Here is a 19,471-nt window from a genome sequence, read left to right on the forward strand (position 1 = left end):
CCCATATCGGTCGCATGGTTGATGCCGGGCCACTCCACCTGACCAAGATCGCATTCGGCGCGAAAAGCTATGCCGATATCGAGCAATGGTTCGCCGGTCGCCGCAGCCCGTCGCTGACGACGCGGTATTGCCCGAAACGGGTCGAGGAACTGGAAGGCGGATCGCTGTTCTGGATCCACGAACACGCCATCGTCGCGCGCAGCCCGATCATCGGGTTCGAGCAGATGGAGAACGGACGCTGGCTGATCCAGCTCGAACCCCGCCTGATCCGGGTGCACAGCCGCCCGAAACGCGCGCATCAGGGCTGGCGATATCTGAAGCACGAAGACGCCCCGCCCGATCTTGGCGAAGGCGAGGATACCGGCGACGTGCTGCCCGGCCGCCTGCTGGGCAAATTGTCAAAGCTGGGGCTGGTCTAGTTCCCGTCAAGCCAGTCGCGGATCAGGCGATGCGCGATTGCATAGCGCGGGGGCGGCAAGAACAAACCGTCGCGCCCTGACATCACATCGCGTACTTGCGCCTCGGTAAACCAGCGCGCGTCTTCCAGTTCGGTCTTGTCGACGACGATGCGTTCGTGAAACGTCACGGCCGCGCAACCGATCATCAGTTGCGAGGGCATCGGCCAAGCCTGACTGGCGCGATAACGGACTTGCGCGATGGGCAGTCCCGCCTCTTCCAGCACTTCGCGCCGCACCGCCTCTTCGATGGTTTCCCCCGGCTCGACAAATCCCGCCAACGCCGAATAGCGCCCCTCGGGCCAGCCCAGCCCTCGGCCCAGCAGCAGGCGGCGCTCGCCCTTCTCGGTCCGGTTCTCCACCGTCATTATCGTCACCGGATCGGTACGCGGGAAATGCTGCGCACCGCAGGCGTCGTTCAGGCATCCACGCTGCCAGCCGCCCTTGACTGGCACGGTGTGCGATCCGCACTGCGCACAGAACCGATGCCGCGCATGCCAGTCGACAAGGCTGCGCGCGCAGGCATAAATCGGCACCTGGCTATCGTGCAGCGCGGTAATCGTCCGCATGAATCCTTCGCGTCCCACCCCGGTCGGACGCTTGGGCACCGCGGCGAAACAACCCCGATCACCGTCGATGCCAAGGAACACCAGTTCCGCATCCGGCTCCGCATCTGCCAGCGATCCCCAGACCAGTCCGCCCTCCGCGTCGATCTGCGGGTCCAGCCCGTTCAGCAGGAGCAGCCGCGCGCGCATGCCCGAATAGTCGGCCAGCGCCTCCGGATCGCTGCGAACGTGGTCCGCGCGGTCGATATTGACGATGGGCGCGCGCCGTGTGTCGAAATCTGCCATGCCGTGAAAAGTCTCCTCGTGGCCCTTGGCTTAAGTCGCCATGCCCTTGCTGGCAATCGCCCCGCTCATCCGCGCAGGACAAGTTGTGCCGCGCGCAGGAAAAGGGTCGGCAGGCCCGCCTCGGCCTCGACGCGGTCGATAGGCCACCATTCACCTTTCGGGTGCGATCCCTGCGCTGTCAGGCGCCGCACCTGCATTTCCAGCGTGAAATGGGTAAATCCGTGCCGCACCGTGCCTTCAACATGCTGCCAATCGCCATCCAGAGGTGGCTCGCCATCTCCGTCGGCACGTGCCGACCAGCCATCGTCGGGCAAAGCGCGCATGCCCGCCAGCATCCCTTTGCCGGGGCGAGTCACGAGCAGGACGTGGCCGTCGCGCTCGACCCAGAACGCGGTGCCCTGCCGCACGGGCTTGGCCTTTTTCGGCGTTTTGGCAGGCAGATTCTCGGCAATTCCCTCGGCCCGCGCCACACAGAGATCGGACAATGGGCACAAAAGGCATTTCGGATCGCGCACCGTGCAAATGCCAGAACCTAGGTCCATCATCGCCTGCGCGAAGTCACCCGCGCGCCGGTCTGGCGTAATTTCGTCGGCCGCCGCCCGGATCGAGGGTTTCGCCGCTGGCAAAGGTTCGCGGATCGCGAAGAGCCGCGCCACGACCCGCTCGACATTGGCATCGACGACGACCGCGCGCCGGTCGAACGCAATCGCCGCGATCGCGGCGGCGGTATAGGCACCCACGCCCGGCAATTCGCGCAAGCCCTCTTCGGTATCCGGGAAAGCCCCGCCTCCATCGGCCACCGTCCGGGCACAGGCGATCAGGTTGCGAGCGCGGGCGTAATACCCCAGCCCCGCCCACGCCGATAAAACCTCGGCGTCATCCTCCGCCGCCAGCGCCTGAAGTGTAGGCCAGCGTTCGGTGAACTTCGCGAAATAAGGCCCAACCGCCGCCACGGTCGTCTGTTGCAGCATGATTTCCGACAGCCAGACGCGATAGGGATCGGGCGCTTCGCCACTTCCCGGCGGGGTCCGCCACGGCAGGGTGCGAGCATGGCGGTCGTACCAGGCCAACAGCCTGTCCCCCACTTCGCCGATCTTGCCGCTGGCCACCACACCGGCGCCTATGGCATGGCCACCGGCGTGATGGGAAGCGACTCTAAAAAAGCGACGGGAAAGAAGGCGGCGAAAAAAGCGCCAAAGCCATACGAACGCCCGCGCGGCGGCGAAGCAAAGGCAATTGCGGATTTGATGCCGCAAGTCGGACGCACCGCGTTCCGCCGCTTCGGCTTCGTGCAGTCGAGCGTCGTTACCCGCTGGGCCGAGATCGTCGGACCGCACCATGCCAAGGTGTCCGCCCCCGAATCGATCCGCTTTCCGCCGGGCGAAAAGTCAGAAGGCACCCTGAACCTAGTCGTCCTGCCCGCCCATGCCCCGCTGATCCAGCACGTCCTGCCCGAGATCATGGAGAGGGTGAATCGCTTCTTCGGATATCGTGCAGTGGCCAAGGTGAAGATGCGGCAAGGGCAGGTTCAGCCTCCGCGTGCTGAAACCCGCGCAAAATCGCCACCGTCGCTAAAGCCGATTCCGATGGAACTCGGCGATTCGCTTCGCGACATCGGCGATCCGGAACTGCGGACGGTGCTCGAATCGCTGGCCCGGTCGCTCGGTGGGACGAAGACAGGGGAATGATCGTGCGTGTGAGCCTTTCAGCAATAGCGAAACCGATTCGCGTCGGCGCGGCGATTTTGCTCGCCGGAATGGCCTTTGCGACGCCCGCTTCCGCCGAATCTCCGCTGGTCGTGAAGAAAACCGAACCCGGCGTGCACCGCATGGGTGGCCCGCAGGCAGAGGTCACGCTGACCGAATACGTCAGCTACACCTGTCCCCACTGCGCCCATTTCGAGGCGGACTCGGGCGATGCCCTGCGGCTGGTCTATGTCGGCTCCGGGCGCATGGCGCTGGAAGTGCGGCACCTCGTCCGCGACCCAGTGGACCTGACCGCCGCGATGTTGACCAACTGCGGACCCGTGGGCCGGTTCGACCGCAATCACGTGATGTTCATGCGATCTCAAAAAGAGTGGCTGGGCAAAATCCAGTCGGCCAGTCAGGCACAGAAAAACCGTTATGCCACAGGCCCTTACTCGACTCGCCGCCAAGCCATCGCACGCGATGCGGGCTTCTATGAAATGATGCTGAAGCGCGGCTATTCGCGCACCGATATCGACAAGTGCCTTGCCGACGAAACGCTGGCCCGCAAGCTGAGCGAAATGACGATGTCGTACACGAAAGACAGGGGGGTGACCGGCACGCCCAGTTTCGAGATCAACGGCGTCCTGCTGGCCGGAACGCATGACTGGGACAGCCTGAAACCGCAGCTCGACGTGCGATTCTGACGCCCGGTCCGCCCGCCCCTGACAAAATCGCGGCTGTGCAAAAGCCGCGCGCCACTCTCCCCGCCAGCCCTCGCGCTGGTTAGCCTCCCCTTTCCCAGGAGTTTATTGTCACCATGAACCGTGCCGCCCGCCGCCTTTCCCTCGCTCTCTTCGCCGCCCCGTTGGCGCTGGCGCTGTCCGCCTGCGGGTCGGACGATACCGCTGGCGAAGGCGCATCCGGCGATCCTGTCGCCGAAGTCGCCGCGCCAGAGGGCACGCAGTGGGCCGACATGATGACCAAGACCGATGAAGGCGGCTATCTGATGGGCAACCCCGATGCCCCGATCAAGCTGGTCGAATTCGGTGCTCTCTCTTGCTCGCACTGCGCGGATTTCGCCGCCGATTCGTTCGAGACGCTGCGCGACGAATACGTGAACAGTGGCCGGGTCAGCTTCGAGCTGCGCCTGTTCATGCTGAACAGCTTCGACATTCCCGCCGCGCTGCTGGCGACCTGTTCGACGGACGAGGCGGTCATTCCGCTGGCCGAACAGTTCTGGGGCGCACAGCGTTCTTTCTTCGAAAAAGGCCAGGCCGCCGGACAGGCTGCCTATGACCAGATCAACAACCTGCCCCCGGAACAGCGTTTCGCCGCAGTGGCCGACGTTTACGGCATGACCGATTTCTTTGCCGCACGCGGAATTGCGCGCGATCAGGCGAACCAGTGCCTGTCTAACGACACCAAGGCGAGCGAGCTGGCCGCCCAGACGCAAAGCGCGTCGCAAACCTATGAAGTTACCGGCACGCCGACGTTCCTGATCAACAACCGCAATATCGGATCGATGGGTTGGGAAGCCCTGGAGGCCGAATTGCAGAAAGCCGGCGCCCGGTAATGCCCGGGCGCAACCGGCGCTTGCCCCATAGGAGGGCATGATGCGGTTTCGCCGGCTGCGCCTTTCCGGATTCAAGAGTTTCGTCGAACCGGCGGACTTGCTGATAGAGCCGGGCCTGACCGGCGTGGTCGGCCCCAACGGTTGCGGCAAGTCCAACCTGCTGGAAGCGATCCGCTGGGTCATGGGCGAATCCAGCCCCAAATCCATGCGCGGCGCGGGCATGGAAGACGTGATATTTGCGGGCGCCGCCAGCCGCCCGGCCCGCAGCTTTGCCGAAGTCGTGCTTTCCACCGAAACCGATGCCGGGCAGGAGATGGAAGTCACCCGCCGCATCGAACGCGGCGCGGGCAGCGCCTATCGCCTGAACGGGCGCGACGTGCGCGCAAAAGACATCTCGCTGATGTTCGCCGATGCCGCCACCGGCGCGCATAGCCCGGCTCTGGTCAGCCAAGGCCGAATCGCCGCAGTCATTGCCGCAAAGCCGGTCGAACGCCGCGCCATGCTGGAAGACGCGGCAGGCATTTCTGGGCTCCACGTTCGTCGCAAGGATGCCGAGCAGAAGCTGCGCGCGACGGAGGCCAATCTCGCGCGGCTTGACGATATCCTGTCGCAACTCGACAGCCGGATCGGCTCCTTACGGCGTCAGGCCAAGGCGGCGGAAAAATACAAGGACCTGTCCGCCCAGATCCGCACGGCAGAGTCGCGGGTCCTCTATGCCCGCTGGCGCGAAGCCGCCGCAGCCGCCGATGCCGCTCGGGCCGAGGCGAAACGGGCCGAGGCCGCGGTTGCCGATGCGCAAAGCCGCACCAATGCGGCGCAAGGCCAGCAGCGTGTATCCGCCGAAACGCTGGCCAAAGCGCGCGAGGAAATGGCAGACCGCCGCGACGACCTGCACGCACAGGCCAACATGCTGGCGGTGCTGACCGGCAAGCTGGAAGCGGCAGAGGAAAAGCTGGCCGATCTCGACCGTCAGCGCGCACGACTCGATTCCGACGAGGGCGATGCCAACCGCACCACCCGCGACGCGGCAGAGGCGCTCTCGCGGCTGGAGCGTGAGGTGAAGGAGGCGGAGAAACGCCTTGCCGCCGAAGAGGCGAGCCGCCCAGAGCGTGTGGCGAGGCAGGAAAGGGCCGAGCAGGAGCAGCGCAAGGGCGAACTGGCGCTGGCGCAGGCCACGGCGGAACTCGCGCGGGTAGAGGCCGACTGGCGCGTTGCCGATGCGGCGGTGACGCAGGCGCGCGGCACATTGGCACGGCTGGAACAGGAAATGAGCCAGCGTGAGGCGCAGGGCGCGGCGCTGGGCGATGCGCGCGAACTGGATCTGGCACTGACCAATGCGCAGGCGCGGTGCGGCAAGGCGGAAGCGGCTGTCGGTTCCGCGCGTGAGGCGCTGGACGCGGCACGAGCAGAGCGTGAGACGATGTCACTCCGGCGCGATGAAGCGTCGAGCGCCTTGTCCGCCGCGAAAGCCGAATTGGCGGGCGTGGAGCGCGAGCACGACGCGCTGGAGCGCGACCGGCGTGCCCGCGAAAAGGCCGATAAGGGCAACAAGGGCCGCACGCGCGCCATCGACGCGGTGAAGGCGGAACCGGGTTACGAACGCGCGCTCGCCGCCGTGCTGGGCCGCGATGCCGCCGCGCCGTTGGGTCCGCCCGAGACAGGGCAGGACGGACGCTATTGGACCGGGGCCGAGGCTCCGAAGGCGGTAGCCGACAGCATCGCCGCCCATGTGCGCGACGCGCCTGCGGAACTGACCGCGCGGCTTGCTATGGTCCGCATTGCTGAAAGCGACGACGGGCAAGCTCTGACCCCCGGCGAATGGCTGGTCACACGCGGCGGGGCCTTGCGTCGGTGGGATGGGTTCGTTGCCCGCGGCGAAGGCGCGGCGGAAGCGGCTCGGCTGGAAGCGGCGAACCGGCTGGAAGCGCTGGCCGAACAACTCCCGGCTCTGCGCGCGGCAGTTGAGGATGCCGAGAGTGCCGTCGCCGATGCCAACGCCGCGCTGTCCGATGCAACCGACGCGCGCATCGCGGCCGAACGCGCGGTCAACACGGCGTCGGAAGAGGAGCGCGCCGCCCTGCGCGCCCGCGATCAGGCCGAGAATGCGGTCGAACGCCATAGCCGCGCGCGCGAAGAACTGGCCGAACGGCTGGAGGAAATCCACGAACGCCTCGCCGCCGCGCAGCAGGAGGCCATGATGGCTGAGGAACGTCGCCGCGGCCTGCCCGATCCGTCGGCGCAGCAGGCCGCGCTCGATACCGCGCGTGCGCGCAACGATGCCGCGAAGACCGCGCTGCAATCTGCGATGGCAGAACTCGCCGCGCTGGATCAGGGGCTGGCCGTCGGGCGGGAGCGGACCAAGTCGTTGCAGTCCGACATGAAGGGCTGGCAGGCCCGCGCCGGGGATGCGGCGAAACGACTGGCCGACATGACGCGTCGCCGCGAAGAGATCGAGGAAGAGCGCGCGATCACCGCCGCCCGGCCCGAGGCGCTGCTGCGCGAGATTGAAATGGCCGAAAAGGCCCGCGACCGCCTGTCGGAAGAACTGGGCGAGGCCGAGAAGGTGTTCACCAGTGCCGAAGCCGCCGGGCGCGAGGCCGACGCCTTGTTCGCCGCCGCCAACGAAGCGCTGGCGAACGCCCGCGAAGCCCGTGCCGGGTCCACCGCGCGTGCCGAGAACGAAGAAGCCCGCCGCAGCGAGTTCGCACGCACCTCCGGCGAACGCTTCCACTGCCCGCCTCCGATCCTGCCTGAACGGCTGGATTTCGCGTCAGATAGCGTCGCCCACGCCGATGCCGAGGGTGAGGAGATGGACCGCCTCACCGCCAGCCGCGAACGGCTTGGCCCGGTCAACCTCGTCGCCGCAGACGAACTGGCAGAGGCGGAACAGGAACACGGGTCGGGCCTTGCAGAGCAGGAAGAACTGGCCGAGGCGGTCAACCGCCTGCGCGGATCGATCGGCGCGCTGAACCGTGAGGGCCGCGAACGCCTGCGCGCCGCATTCGAAGCGGTCGACACCCATTTCCAGAGCCTTTTCACCACGCTATTCGGGGGCGGACAGGCGCACCTTGCCCTGATCGACAGCGACGATCCGCTGGAAGCAGGTCTGGAGATATACGCCCAGCCGCCGGGCAAGAAGCTGCAATCGTTGACCCTGTTGTCGGGCGGCGAACAGGCGCTGACCGCCGTGGCGCTGATCTTCGCGCTGTTCCTGACCAACCCGGCCCCGATCTGCGTTCTGGACGAAGTCGACGCACCGCTGGACGATGCCAATATCGAACGGTTCTGCGACCTGCTCGACGCTATGATCAAGCAGACCGAGACCCGCTATTTGATCGTAACCCACAATGCCGTGACGATGAGCCGGATGCACCGCCTGTTCGGTGTGACGATGGTCGAACAGGGCGTTTCGCGCCTTGTCAGCGTCGATCTGGGAGCGGCCGAGGACTTGCTCGCCGCCGAGTAATCAGACCCCGGCGGTGCCAACGACCAGACAGGCCAGCGCCATTAACAGCCCGGCCGCTCGGTTCGAACGGAAACGTGCCAGTGCGTTTTCACCGTCTTCGGTATCGAGCGTCGCGACCTGCCAAGACAGGTGCAGCGCCACCGGGACCAGTGCGATCAGCGCCAACCAGTCGCCGCGCAAAAGCCAGACCGCGGCGATCCACGCCGCCACCGCCAGCATGTAAAACACCGCCACGCCGCCGCGCACATGATTGCCAAGAGCGCGCGCGCTGGATCGCACGCCGACCAGCGCGTCGTCCTCCCGGTCTTGAAGCGCGTAGATCGTATCGTAGCCGATGCACCAGAAGATCGACCCGGCATAGAGCGCGGCCAGAACCGGCCAGTTCGCATTGCCGACCTCTACCCAGCCGACCAGCGCGCCCCATGTGAATACCAAGCCGAGCCACGCCTGCGGCCACCAGGTGATGCGCTTCATCATCGGATAGGCCGCAACCAGAAAGAGGCTGGCCAGCGCCACGGCTTGCGCCTGCCAGCGCAGCTGAAGCAATACGACCAGACCGACCGCACAGAGCGACAAGAGCCACACCCACGCCGCCCTCAGCGATACCGCACCGCTGGCCAACGGGCGGGCCGCAGTGCGCGCCACTTGCCGATCAAGATCGCGGTCGAGAATGTCGTTATAGACGCACCCCGCCCCGCGCATCGCGATGCTGCCCACCAAGAGCCACAGCACCAACCCCCAGCGGTCCGCTCCGCCTGCCAGCCACACACCCCATGCGCAGGGCCAGAACAATAGCCACCAGCCGATGGGCCGGTCGAACCGGGCCAGCAGGGCATAGGGCCGCAGGCTCGCGGGCAAGCGCCCGACAAGGCCCTTGTATTGCGTATCGGGGACGATCGCTTCGTTCATGAGTTGGCTTTAGGCGCGGGGACCGCGCATTGCCAGATGCAGCCGGGCTGGCATGGCGGAGAGGCCGTGCTAGAGACCGGCGCGTTATGAACGTGCTGGAACACAATAGAGAGGCGTGGAACGCGCAAGTGGCCGATGGCGATCGCTGGACGATCCCGGTCGACGGCGAAACCATCGCGCGGGCGCGCAGGGGCGAGTGGTCGGTGATCCTGACCCCGGTCAAGCCGGTGCCGCGCGACTGGTTCGGCGAAATCGCGGGCCGCGACGTGCTGGGCCTCGCCTCTGGCGGCGGGCAGCAGGTGCCGGTGCTGGCGGCGGCTGGTGCGCGGGTTGTTAGTTTTGACGCATCGGATGCGCAACTGGCGCAGGATCGGCTGGTGGCAGAGCGCGAGGGGCTGAAAATCCGCACCGTGCAGGGCTTCATGCACGACCTGTCGGCGTTTGCGGATGAGAGCTTCGACCTGATTTTCCACCCCTGCTCCAACTGTTTCGCCCCGGAAATCCTGCCGGTGTGGCGCGAATGCGCGCGGGTGTTGCGCCCCGGCGGCGCCCTGCTGGCCGGGTTCAACAATCCAGTGAATTTCCTGTTCGACTGGCGCGCGCTCAACGAAGGCAAGCTGGTCGTGCGGCACGCGCTGCCCTACAGCCATCTCGATCTGCTGGAGCATGAGCGCGAGGAGTTGCTGCGCGAATGCCCGACGGTCGAATTCAGCCATACGCTGAGCGACCAGATCGGCGGACAACTGGCGGCGGGCCTGCACCTGACCGCCATGTTCGAGGATAACTGGGGCACCCCCGATCCCATCGCCGATCACTACGATCCCTTCATCGCTACCCGCGCGATCAAGCCGCTGCGATGAGCGCGACCCCCGCATGGCCGCCGCGTAGCGCGCCGCGCCTTTTCGTCAAAGGCGAACTGGCCGCCGGGCAGCAGCGCGCGATCGAAGGGCCGCAGGCGCACTACCTTGGCCGCGTGATGCGCGTGGGCGAAGGCGACGCGGTGATCCTGTGCGACAATTTCAGCGGTGAGTGGGCCGCGCGGGTCGTAACCGCGGGGAAGCGCGAGGTCGTGCTCGAGATCGCGGATCACCTCCGGCCGCGCGAGGATGTGCCCGACTTCACGCTCTGCCCCGCGCTGTTGAAAAAGCCGCGCTTCGATCAGGTTCTGGAGAAGGCAACCGAACTGGGCGTCGCAAAAATCCGTCCGGTCATCACCCGCCGCTGCGTGGCCGATGCGCTGAATATGGACCGCGCCCGAACGGTCATCACCGAAGCGGCGGAGCAATGCTCCCGCACGGCACTGCCCGAACTGTTCGAACCCCAGCCGCTGGCGCAATTTCTGCGCGAATGGCCCGAGGATGCGGTGTTGTGGTTCGCCGACGAGCAAGGACCAGAGGACGACACCGTCCCGCCCGCCGCCACCGCCTTTGCCGAACGCTGGCCACCGGCGGGCTTGCTGATCGGCCCCGAAGGCGGGTTCGACGATGCCGAGCGCGATCTGGTGCGCGATCATCTTCAGGCCCGCCCCGTATCGCTCGGCCCACGCATCCTGCGCGCCGAAACCGCTGCGATTGCCGCGACCGCGGTGTGGATGGCGGCAATGGGCGACTGGACCGGCAGCGCCGAGACCTAAAATAAATCTGGCGCGGCACGCCGCCGAACACTACTTGCGCGGCATGAGCACGCGCACCCTTTCCAGCAAGGACGATCCAGTCATCGAAAGCCGCGACGACCTGATCCGGCCGATGCAAAAAGGCGAAAAGCCCGCCAGCCAGTGGCGCATCGGCACCGAGCATGAGAAGTTCGTCTACGCCAAGAACGACTTTCACGCGCCCAGCTATGACGAACCCGGCGGCATTCGCGACATCCTGATGGCGATGACCGAGTTCGGCTGGTCACCGGTGGAAGAGAACGGCCCAGATGGAAAAAGAAACGTCATTGCCATGTCCGGGCCGGACGGCACGGTCAGCCTTGAACCGGCAGGACAACTGGAACTGTCCGGGGCACCGCTGGTGAACATTCACCAAACTTGCGCGGAAACCGGGCGGCACCTGACGCAGGTCAAGGCCATTGGCGAGAAATTCGGGATCGGCTTCATCGGCGCGGGCATGTGGCCCGACAAGACCCGTGCCGAACTGCCGATGATGCCCAAGGGCCGCTATGGCATCATGAGCAATTACATGCCCAAGGTCGGCAATCTCGGGCTCGACATGATGCTGCGCACCTGCACGATCCAGGTGAATCTCGACTATCAGAGCGAGGCGGACATGGCGCAAAAATTCCGCGTCGGCCTTGCGCTGCAACCGCTGGCCACCGCGCTGTTCGCCAATTCACCGTTTACAGAGGGCAAGCCCAATGGCTTTCTCTCTTTCCGCAGCCACATCTGGTCCGACACCGATCCCGACCGCACCGGCATGCTGCCTTTCGTGTTCGAGGATGGCTTCGGATACGAACGCTATGTCGACTACATGCTCGACGTGCCGATGTATTTCGTGTTCCGCGACGGCAAATATATTGACGCGGCGGGCCAGTCGTTCCGTGATTTCCTGCGGGGCGAATTGCCCGCCCTGCCGGGCGAACTGCCGACCGCCAGCGATTGGCAGGATCACCTCTCAACCGCCTTCCCGGAGGTACGCCTGAAAAGCTTCCTCGAAATGCGTGGGGCCGATGGCGGCCCATGGAACCGGATTTGCGCGCTGCCCGCGCTGTGGGTCGGGCTGCTCTACGATCAGACCGCGCTCGATGCGGCGTGGGACTTGGTCAAGGACTGGGACATGGCGGGCCGCGAAATGCTGCGCGACAGTGTGCCAAAGCTTGGCCTGAAGGCACCGATCCCCGGAGGCGGAACGTTGCAGGATATCGCGGGCGAAGTGTTGAAGATCGCGCGTTCGGGCCTTGCCGCGCGCGGCGAACTCAACTCGGTAGGCGACGACGAAACCGGATTCCTCGCGCCGCTACAGGACATCGTGGCCAGCGGACGGACCCCGGCAGAGGTCTGCCTGGACCACTATTACAAGGACTGGGACGAAGACGTTACCGGTCTCTATGCGTTGAAGAGCTTCTGAACTGGTTCAGGCCGGAGCGAGTATGGCGCTGGCCGGGAACCGGCGCACAGCGTACTTGAGTACGTGAGCGCCGGAAGCGCAGGACAGCGCCTTTCGCAGCCCGGCATAGACCAGTTCAGCGCCAGGCAGTGATCTTGCCGCTGTCGTCCAGCACGTAGAGCGTGTTGTTCGCCACGATCGGCGCAAGGCTGATCGCTTCGTCGAGATCGGCGAAAGGCGTGGCCACCCCGCTTGTGGCATCGACCGCGTAGACATCGCCTTCGGTATTCGTGACCCACAGGCGACCGCCCGCCAGCACCGGGCCGGACCAGAACAGTTCGTCCTTTTCCTTCTTCTCGTTCCGATACTTGGGCAGGTCGGCGATCCACCGCACCTTGCCGGTGGCACGCGCAATCGCCATCAGCTTGGCATCGTCGGTGATGACGAACAGCCAGTTGCCGCCGACCGCCGGGGTCGAAATGCCAGCGAGGTTCAATTCCCAGACGCGTTGGCCGGTGACGAGCTCGTAGGCCGCCATGCGACCGCCCTGCCCCAACGCATAGACGTTGCCGCCATCGATGATCGGATCGGCATCGATATCGGTCAGAATGCCGACCGACGTGCTGATGCTGGTCCGCGCCAAAGCATCGGCCCAGAGATTACGTCCGTTTTCATAGCGGTAGGCGATCAGCTCGCCAGAGCTGAACCCGGCGATCACCGTGCCCTGGCCCGCTGCGGGAGAGGCCACGCCGAACAGGCCCGATTGGCCCTGCGAACCGGCCTCGGTCCACTGCACGGATCCATCCGCCAGATCGAGCGAGATTACCTGGTTGTCCTGCGTCATCACATAGAGCGCGCCGAACGCGATCGTCGGCGCACCGCGCAGCGGGCCGGCGGGCTTCACGCTCCACACCTCCGCCCCGGTCGCGGCGTCCAGTGCGGCGACCTGGCCGACGCCTGTCGTCACATAGACCTTGCCGCCTTCATAGCTGGCGCCGCCGCCGAAGACCGAGGACGAACCATCGCCCTTGACCTCAAGCGAGTGCTGCCAGACGCGCGCGCCGCTCTGCGCATCGAATGCGTGGACGACGCCATCGGTGTCGAACACGAACAGCCGCCCCTCACCCACGACGGGCGCGGCGGCAAGGCGTTGCTTGCTGCTCGACCCGGCGATGGACGCGGTCCACGCGCGAACGGGGCTGGCCGCCAGAGAGAGGTGGCCATAGCTTTTCGAAGCCGAACCGCCAGCCTGCGCCCACTCTGCATTCACCTGCTGCGCGGGCAAAGTCACGGCTACACCGGCCAACGCGGGATCGACCTTTGCACCGGTCTCGATCTTGGACAGGATCGGCATGCGTTCGCCCAGCGTCGGGGTTTTTTCCGGGCCATCGCCCTTCAACGCGCCGCAACCGGCCAATGCCGTCGCCAGTGCCGCCACGGCAAGGGTGCGGCGCGCGAAACGGCCGGTAGTACGGGAAATGGTCATGCTCTTCATCAAGCTCCCTCTCATCCGCCCGGCTGCTGACGGGCAGCGCTGTTGCGGCGGATCTGTTCCATGATTTCGTCGACATCGTCGATCGCGTCGGTGCCCATCAGGCCCGCGATCTGGCGGGCGCGGGCGCGCAACGTGTCGGGCGCGTTCTCATCGCGCGAAATTTCGGCAAACAAGGGCCCGGCCAGTTCCGGCTTGCCCTGTTCGATATAGGCCATCGCCACCATCTCTGCCGCGCTGGCAAAGAACGGACCACCAGGCGCGGCCAGAGGCTTCAGCTTGGCGATCACATCGGCAGGCTTCATGGTATCGTATTGCAGCGAGACCAGCCGCAACGTCGCCAGATCGCGCATCGGCTGCGGCGCATCGGCATCGTCGATAACTTCCTGATAAAGCTTGGCCGCATCCTCGGGCTTGTCCTGCCCCTGCGCGATACCAGCTTCCAGCAGCTTTGCCGGAACGCGGAAACCCGCGATTTCGCTATCGGTCAGCGGCGCGAACTTTTCGCGCGCGGCATCGGGCTGGTTCGCCTCCAGCCTGTCGAGCGCCAGCGTCATTTCGACGGCCTGATCCTCTGCCTTGCCCGTACGGTCGGCATCCCACCACAGATATCCGCCCAGCCCGCCAAGGCCCAGCACCAACAGGATCGCGACGGGAATGCCGAACCGCTTCGCGGCACCGCGCATCTCGTCCTGACGAACCGCCTCGTCGACTTCGCGCATGAAAACGTCTTGCCGGGCAGCTTCCTGCTGGGCGGATTTGTCGGCGGGATTTGCGGGATTGGTGGGGCGAAGCGCCAAGGAACGGCCTTTCCGGCTGAAACAAGCTGAAGAAACGAAGGCGGTTTAGGGGCGGAATTGCCCCATTTCAACGGCCAAACCGCTATTGCACGCGGCCATCCACCGCCGATCAAGCAGAACGCCGGTGAACCGTGGATGAAACATCGGTTTAGCGGTCGCTCAGCGAATCGCGCCCGATGGCCCCGGCGAGCAAAGTCAGATGCTCTCCCGGATCGCTGCGCGCGGCGGCGAAGGCGGCGTTGGCAGTGCCCGCCGCCTCCAACAGCGCGGGCTTCAAGGTAACCCTGTCGACCCACGGACCGAGCGTTCCCAGCGCATCGGGATCGATCCGCCAATCGGCATTTTCCCGCGGCATCAATTCGGCCAGTCCCGCCGACCCCACCGCAACCAGCGGCACGCCTGCCGCCATCACCGCGGGCAGGTCGGGCGGGACGCGCCCGTCGCGCGCGTCCAGCACGGCAAGATCGAACAACCCCGCGACCACCCCCGGCCCATGCAGACGAGCGGTGACGTGGAGGCGATCCTCGAAGCCCTCGGCCTCTACGCGCTTCATCAGGGCATCGGTTTGCTCGGCGGGGCCGACTGCAACCAGGTGCCAATCGCTCTCCAATCGGGCGATTGCGGGCAACAGGTCGTCGGCCAGGGTCAGCGCATCGGCGGCGCGCATCCCGATCCACTTTTCGCCCTTGCGCTTCATCATGCGCGGGATCGCGTCGGGTTTGGGCGCGGATTTGGGCGCAGGCGGGAACAGCGGCGGCAGAATATGCAGGTTCGCGCCCTTCACCTGCCAGTCGTTGGCGATGGACCGCGCCGCGGCCTGCGTCGGCGCAACCACCACCGGCGTGCGCGCCATGCCCAGCTTATGCCGAAAGCGCGCCCACCACCCGGCGGGCACTTCGCCATAACCATCGTGATAGTGCACCAGCGGCGGCAGCTTCAGCCCCTGCCCGAACAGCGTGTGCCCCATCGTCGCGGGAAAAGCATGGTCGCCATGGGTAACGACCAGTTCATAGCCCTTCATCACCCGCGCCATCCGGTTCATCGGGCCGGGACCGGCGCGCGGCGTCAGCGGCGGGAATTGCGGGCGGTGGAGTTGCAGAAACGAAGCCGTGCCGTCATCGGCATGCGTGCCATGGTTCTCGACATTGTCGGGCAGCGCGCGGACCAGGGTCCCGCTCCACGGCGCGCGATCGAGATCGATGCCGATGTGCAGCACCTTGCGCACGCGGTGGACGCGGATCGGCTTTTTCGCCTTTGCTTTCGTATTGCCAGCCATTGCGGCCGGGCCTTAGCCGCCCGCGCGGCCACTGGAAAGCGGTTGCTCGATCAGCCGTTCGTTCAACAGGTGCTCTATCGCCTGCATCACCTCCGGCTCGGCCAGTGTCGGCAGGTGGCCGGTGCCGGGTACGGTCACAAGCTCGATGTTCGACATCCGGCCCTGCATTTCGCGCGCTACCGTGTCGGACAGAATGTCGGAATTCTCCCCGCGCACGACCACCAGCGGATAGCGCGCCATCGTCTCGAACGCGGGCCACAGGTCCAGCCCCGCCGCCTCGTCCACGGCATCGGCGAAGCCTTCGCCGATGCGCATGTCGTAATCGAACGTGATGCGCCCGTTGTTGCCCAGCACCATCACGCGCTTGGCCTCTGCCAGCCAGTCGATCACGCCCCAGTCAGGATGGATCGCCCCGTGATTTTCCTGAAGCGAACGCGCCGCATGCATCCACGTGGGAAAGCTGCGCTGTTGCCCGACATAATCGGCGATCCGCTCCAGCCCCGCCTTCTCGATCTTCGGGCCGACATCGTTCAACACCGCCCCGGCGATCAGCGCGGGGCGCGACATGGCGATAGTCATCGTCACCAACCCGCCCAGCGAACTGCCGATAAAGGCCGCGCGGTCCAGCCCCGCCTGATCCATCAGCGCGATCACGTCCTGCGCGTATTGCAGCGGCTGATAGGTCGCGGCATCCTTGGCGAAATCGCTATCGCCCCGTCCGCGCAGATCGACGCAGATCACGCGGCGATGCTGCGACAGGTGAGAGGCAAGCCCAGCGAAATCGCGGGCATTGCGAGTAAGCCCGGGTATGCAGATCACCGGCAGCAGGTCCGCCCCATCCGGCCCGGAATAGTCACGATAGTGCAGGCTCAGCCCGTCCTCGCTTTGCCAGCTACGGTCGTGCCAATCCTGCCCAATCATGGTCTGTCCGGCAACAGCCGGGTTCGCATTCATCGTCGTCTTGCCCCCTGAAACCGATCGCGGCTTGCACCGCGCGCGTCGCATCCCCACTATCGCCAGATGCGCGGCGAACCGCAACCTTCCCCCTACCGGCCCGACACGCCGATCGAACGGATTGCCGATTGGATCGCCGATCCGGTCGCGGCGGCCGATTTCCCGCAGACGATCCTCCGTTTCCGCAACGACCGATGGGACAAGGCGGTCGGGCTGGACGAAATGAGCGAAACCGAATGGATCGGCCATTTCGGACGGTTTCAGGCGTTGCCCGAAAACCTGCCCCAGCCGCTGGCGCTGCGCTATCACGGGCACCAGTTTCGCAATTACAACCCCGACATCGGCGACGGGCGCGGGTTTCTGTTCGCCCAGATGCGCGACGGGGCGGATCGCCTGCTGGACCTTGGCACCAAGGGTTCGGGACAAACGCCGTACAGCCGGTTCGGCGACGGACGGCTTACGCTGAAAGGCGCGGTTCGCGAGATTCTGGCCACCGAGATGCTGGAGGCGCTGGGCGTCAACACCTCGAAGACCTTCTCGGTCATCGAGACCGGCGAACAACTGGACCGCAATGACGAGCCTTCGCCGACCCGCTCTGCCGTGATGGTCCGCCTGAGCCACGGGCATATCCGCATCGGCAGCTTTCAGCGGCTGGCTGCGCTGGGCGAGACCGAGAACCTTGCCGCCTTGGTCGGCTATGCGCTGGCGCAATATCCCGGCCCGCCGCCGCCCGAAGACGCGCCCGAACGCGACCTGCCGCCGGTGCGGTTGCTGCATCTGGTGGTCGAGCGGATGGCTGACCTTGCCGCGTCTTACGTATCTGCGGGATTCGTGCATGGCGTGCTCAACACCGACAACATGAACGTGTCGGGCGAGAGTTTCGATTATGGCCCGTGGCGCTGGCTACCCAGTTGGCAACCGGGTTTCACCGCCGCCTATTTCGATCATTCGGGCCTCTACGCGTTCGGCCGACAGGCAGAGGCGATCCACTGGAACTGCGCACAACTGGCGATTGCGCTACGCCCGATCTGCGAGGCACCGCCGCTGGTCGCCGCGCTGGAGCGATTTCCGGACCTGTTCACCGCGAACGTCGCACGGCGGTTCGCGTGGCGACTGGGATGTACCAGGGCCAGTACCGAGCAGGCCGAGGCGCTGGTCGGTCCGGCCGAGGAGGCCCTGTCGCAAAGCGAGATGCAACCCGACGCGCTCTTCTTTGCCGCGCGGACCGGCACACTGCCCGCCGGTAAAGCGACCGACGCCTTTGCCGAGCTGGTCGCCGATTGCCCATGGCCCGACAACGGCCACGCCTATTGGTCCGACTCGGAACCACAATCGATGCTGATCGAAGAGGTCGAGGCGATCTGGGCCGCGATCGATCGCGATGACGACTGGTCGCCGCTGAACGCCAAGGTCGCCGCCCTGCGCCGCATGGGAGAGGCGCATGGCCCAGCCCCGATTCCCGCCGGTCATCCGGCCTGAGGCGGTTTCAATTGCAACCGATCGCGCCTAGATCGGTGTCAGACCGTCTTGACAAGAGGAAGGGCCGGACATGGCCGAAATGCTGATCTCCCGCGAACCCGCGACCGGCGCCGAATTCTGGCGCGGCGAACATGGCGATGTCGATGCCGCGCTGAGCCGTGCCCGCGCCGCCTTTCCCGCATGGGCCGCCCGTCCCCTGGCGGAACGTGCAGCGCTGCTCGAACGGTTCGCCGAACTGGTGAAGGAACAGGGCGATAATCTAGCCACGCTTATCGCACGCGAAACCGGCAAGCCGTTGTGGGAAGCGAAAACCGAAGTCGCCGCCGTCGCGGGCAAGGTCGCGATTTCGATCCGCGCCCATGGCGAACGCACCGGAGAACGCGTCGACGATGCCCCCGGCGGACGCAGCGCGCTGCGCCACAAGCCGCATGGTGTGATGGCGGTGCTCGGTCCCTATAACTTCCCGGCGCACTTGCCGAACGGGCACATGGTCCCGGCACTGCTGGCGGGCAATGTCTGCGTATTCAAACCGTCGGAAAAGACACCTGCCGTGGGCGAGGCGCTGGTGGCGCTATACCATCAGGCAGGCATGCCCAAGGACGTCGTGCAGTGCCTGATCGGCGCCGTGAACGAAGGGCGCGCGCTGACATCCGATCCCCGGATCGACGGCGTGCTGTTCACCGGATCGTCGACGACCGGCGTCGCCATCGGAAAGGCTCTGGCCGAGCGTCCCGGCGTGATCTGCGCACTGGAAATGGGCGGTAACAACCCGCTGGTGATCTGGGACACGCCCCGCATGGCCGACGCCGCCGCCATCGTCGTGCAATCCGCCTACACCACCGCCGGGCAACGCTGCACCGCCGCGCGGCGGTTGATCGTGAAGCATAGCGTGGCCGATGCGCTGCTGGCCGAACTGCTCCCCCTGATCGACCGAATCCGCGTGGGCGCACCATTCGACGATCCGCAGCCCTACATGGGTCCGGTGATCGACAACGACGCCGCCGACGGGCTGGAGCGGGGCTATGCGCAACTGCTGGAAAAGGGCGCGACAGTTTTGCGCCCACTGAAACAGCCCGATCCGACACTGCCTTTCCTGACGCCCGCCATCGTCGAGGTCACTGGCCTGGCCGACCTGCCCGACCGCGAACTGTTCGGACCCCTCCTGCAACTGACCCGCGTGTCCGATCTCGACACTGCGATCGCGGCTGCCAACGACACCGACTATGGCCTTTCCGCATCGTTCGTCGGCGGGACGGAGGACGAATGGCAGCGCTTCTGGCGCGAATCGCGGGCCGGGATCGTCAATCGCAACCGGCCCACCAATGGCGCGTCGTCCGCCGCTCCGTTCGGGGGCACCGGCCTGTCGGGCAATCACCGGCCCGGTGCGTTCTATGCTGCTGACTATTGCGCCTATCCGGTTGCATCGGCAGAGGGCGACGAACCCGAAGCGACGATCGCCACCGGCCTGAAAGACTGACCCGACC

At 65.9% G+C, this 19,471-nt stretch carries 17 protein-coding genes; 10 read left to right on the plus strand and 7 right to left on the minus strand.

Annotated elements, in window-relative coordinates; all coding sequences use genetic code 11:
• The first annotated feature begins 14 nt into the window (after positions 1 to 14).
• Positions 15 to 419 (plus strand): DUF1489 family protein, encoded by a 405-nt coding sequence (locus tag AB433_RS12020; protein ID WP_047821236.1) that lies wholly within the window; start codon positions 15 to 17, stop codon positions 417 to 419.
• On the opposite strand, the gene nudC is transcribed toward AB433_RS12020, so the two are convergent.
• Together nudC and AB433_RS12030 are read right to left on the minus strand one after the other, a co-directional pair.
• Positions 416 to 1,306, minus strand: a complete 891-nt coding sequence (gene nudC / locus AB433_RS12025) for an NAD(+) diphosphatase (protein WP_047821238.1) — start codon at positions 1,304 to 1,306, stop codon at positions 416 to 418. The genes AB433_RS12020 and nudC overlap by 4 nt on opposite strands.
• A gap of 65 nt (positions 1,307 to 1,371) precedes the next feature.
• A complete protein-coding gene (locus tag AB433_RS12030; RefSeq protein ID WP_221403468.1) occupies positions 1,372 to 2,379 on the minus strand; it encodes an A/G-specific adenine glycosylase in 1,008 nt (335 codons plus the stop codon).
• A gap of 54 nt (positions 2,380 to 2,433) precedes the next feature.
• On the opposite strand from AB433_RS12030, the gene AB433_RS12035 reads away from it, so the two are divergent.
• The 4 genes from AB433_RS12035 to smc all read left to right on the plus strand — a co-directional run bounded on the left by AB433_RS12035 (position 2,434) and on the right by smc (position 8,033).
• Positions 2,434 to 2,994 carry a DUF721 domain-containing protein gene (locus tag AB433_RS12035; RefSeq protein ID WP_179944996.1) on the plus strand — a complete coding sequence of 187 codons (561 nt, stop codon included), beginning with the start codon at positions 2,434 to 2,436 and terminating at the stop codon, positions 2,992 to 2,994.
• 110 nt (positions 2,995 to 3,104) lie between these two features.
• The gene (locus AB433_RS12040) at positions 3,105 to 3,698 is read left to right on the plus strand and encodes a DsbA family protein (protein ID WP_218916949.1); all 594 of its coding nucleotides are present in this window, start codon (positions 3,105 to 3,107) and stop codon (positions 3,696 to 3,698) included.
• Between the two features lie 113 nt (positions 3,699 to 3,811).
• The gene (locus AB433_RS12045; RefSeq protein WP_156170802.1) at positions 3,812 to 4,567 is read left to right on the plus strand and encodes a thioredoxin domain-containing protein; all 756 of its coding nucleotides are present in this window, start codon (positions 3,812 to 3,814) and stop codon (positions 4,565 to 4,567) included.
• 40 nt (positions 4,568 to 4,607) lie between these two features.
• The gene (gene smc, locus AB433_RS12050) at positions 4,608 to 8,033 is read left to right on the plus strand and encodes a chromosome segregation protein SMC (protein ID WP_047823989.1); all 3,426 of its coding nucleotides are present in this window, start codon (positions 4,608 to 4,610) and stop codon (positions 8,031 to 8,033) included.
• Here smc and ubiA read toward each other — a convergent pair whose 3' ends face one another.
• Positions 8,034 to 8,942 (minus strand): 4-hydroxybenzoate octaprenyltransferase, encoded by a 909-nt coding sequence (gene ubiA, locus AB433_RS12055; protein ID WP_047821242.1) that lies wholly within the window; start codon positions 8,940 to 8,942, stop codon positions 8,034 to 8,036. It abuts the gene before it with no gap.
• A gap of 86 nt (positions 8,943 to 9,028) precedes the next feature.
• Here ubiA and AB433_RS12060 point away from each other — a divergent pair, with 86 nt between their 5' ends.
• The 3 genes from AB433_RS12060 to AB433_RS12070 are packed head-to-tail and all read left to right on the plus strand — an operon-like array spanning position 9,029 to position 12,007.
• Positions 9,029 to 9,802, plus strand: coding sequence for a class I SAM-dependent methyltransferase (locus AB433_RS12060; RefSeq protein WP_047821244.1), 774 nt, complete (start codon positions 9,029 to 9,031; stop codon positions 9,800 to 9,802).
• The gene (locus AB433_RS12065; RefSeq protein ID WP_047821246.1) at positions 9,799 to 10,575 is read left to right on the plus strand and encodes a 16S rRNA (uracil(1498)-N(3))-methyltransferase; all 777 of its coding nucleotides are present in this window, start codon (positions 9,799 to 9,801) and stop codon (positions 10,573 to 10,575) included. Before AB433_RS12060 ends, AB433_RS12065 begins: the two co-directional genes overlap by 4 nt.
• A 43-nt stretch (positions 10,576 to 10,618) precedes the next feature.
• Complete coding sequence (locus AB433_RS12070; protein WP_047821248.1) at positions 10,619 to 12,007, plus strand: glutamate--cysteine ligase; 1,389 nt, start codon at positions 10,619 to 10,621, stop codon at positions 12,005 to 12,007.
• A 115-nt stretch (positions 12,008 to 12,122) separates the two neighbouring features.
• On the opposite strand, the gene AB433_RS12075 is transcribed toward AB433_RS12070, so the two are convergent.
• The 4 genes from AB433_RS12075 to AB433_RS12090 all read right to left on the minus strand — a co-directional run bounded on the left by AB433_RS12075 (position 12,123) and on the right by AB433_RS12090 (position 16,559).
• Complete coding sequence (locus AB433_RS12075; protein WP_047821250.1) at positions 12,123 to 13,472, minus strand: outer membrane protein assembly factor BamB family protein; 1,350 nt, start codon at positions 13,470 to 13,472, stop codon at positions 12,123 to 12,125.
• Positions 13,473 to 13,492: 20 nt separating this feature from the next.
• Positions 13,493 to 14,278, minus strand: a complete 786-nt coding sequence (locus AB433_RS12080) for a tetratricopeptide repeat protein (protein WP_047821252.1) — start codon at positions 14,276 to 14,278, stop codon at positions 13,493 to 13,495.
• Between the two features lie 148 nt (positions 14,279 to 14,426).
• Entirely contained in the window at positions 14,427 to 15,554 is a 1,128-nt protein-coding gene (locus tag AB433_RS12085) for a glycosyltransferase (RefSeq protein ID WP_047821254.1), read from the minus strand.
• A gap of 12 nt (positions 15,555 to 15,566) precedes the next feature.
• Complete coding sequence (locus AB433_RS12090) at positions 15,567 to 16,559, minus strand: alpha/beta fold hydrolase (RefSeq protein ID WP_342670046.1); 993 nt, start codon at positions 16,557 to 16,559, stop codon at positions 15,567 to 15,569.
• A 15-nt stretch (positions 16,560 to 16,574) separates the two neighbouring features.
• Here AB433_RS12090 and AB433_RS20945 point away from each other — a divergent pair, with 15 nt between their 5' ends.
• Positions 16,575 to 17,987: a protein adenylyltransferase SelO family protein gene (locus AB433_RS20945; protein WP_047821256.1), complete on the plus strand. Its 1,413-nt coding sequence runs from the start codon at positions 16,575 to 16,577 to the stop codon at positions 17,985 to 17,987.
• Between the two features lie 70 nt (positions 17,988 to 18,057).
• Positions 18,058 to 19,464, plus strand: coding sequence for a succinylglutamate-semialdehyde dehydrogenase (gene astD / locus AB433_RS12100; protein ID WP_047821258.1), 1,407 nt, complete (start codon positions 18,058 to 18,060; stop codon positions 19,462 to 19,464).
• Positions 19,465 to 19,471: the final 7 nt, after the last annotated feature.

The organism is Croceicoccus naphthovorans, assembly GCF_001028705.1.
In the GTDB taxonomy this organism is placed as follows: Bacteria; Pseudomonadota; Alphaproteobacteria; order Sphingomonadales; family Sphingomonadaceae; genus Croceicoccus; species Croceicoccus naphthovorans.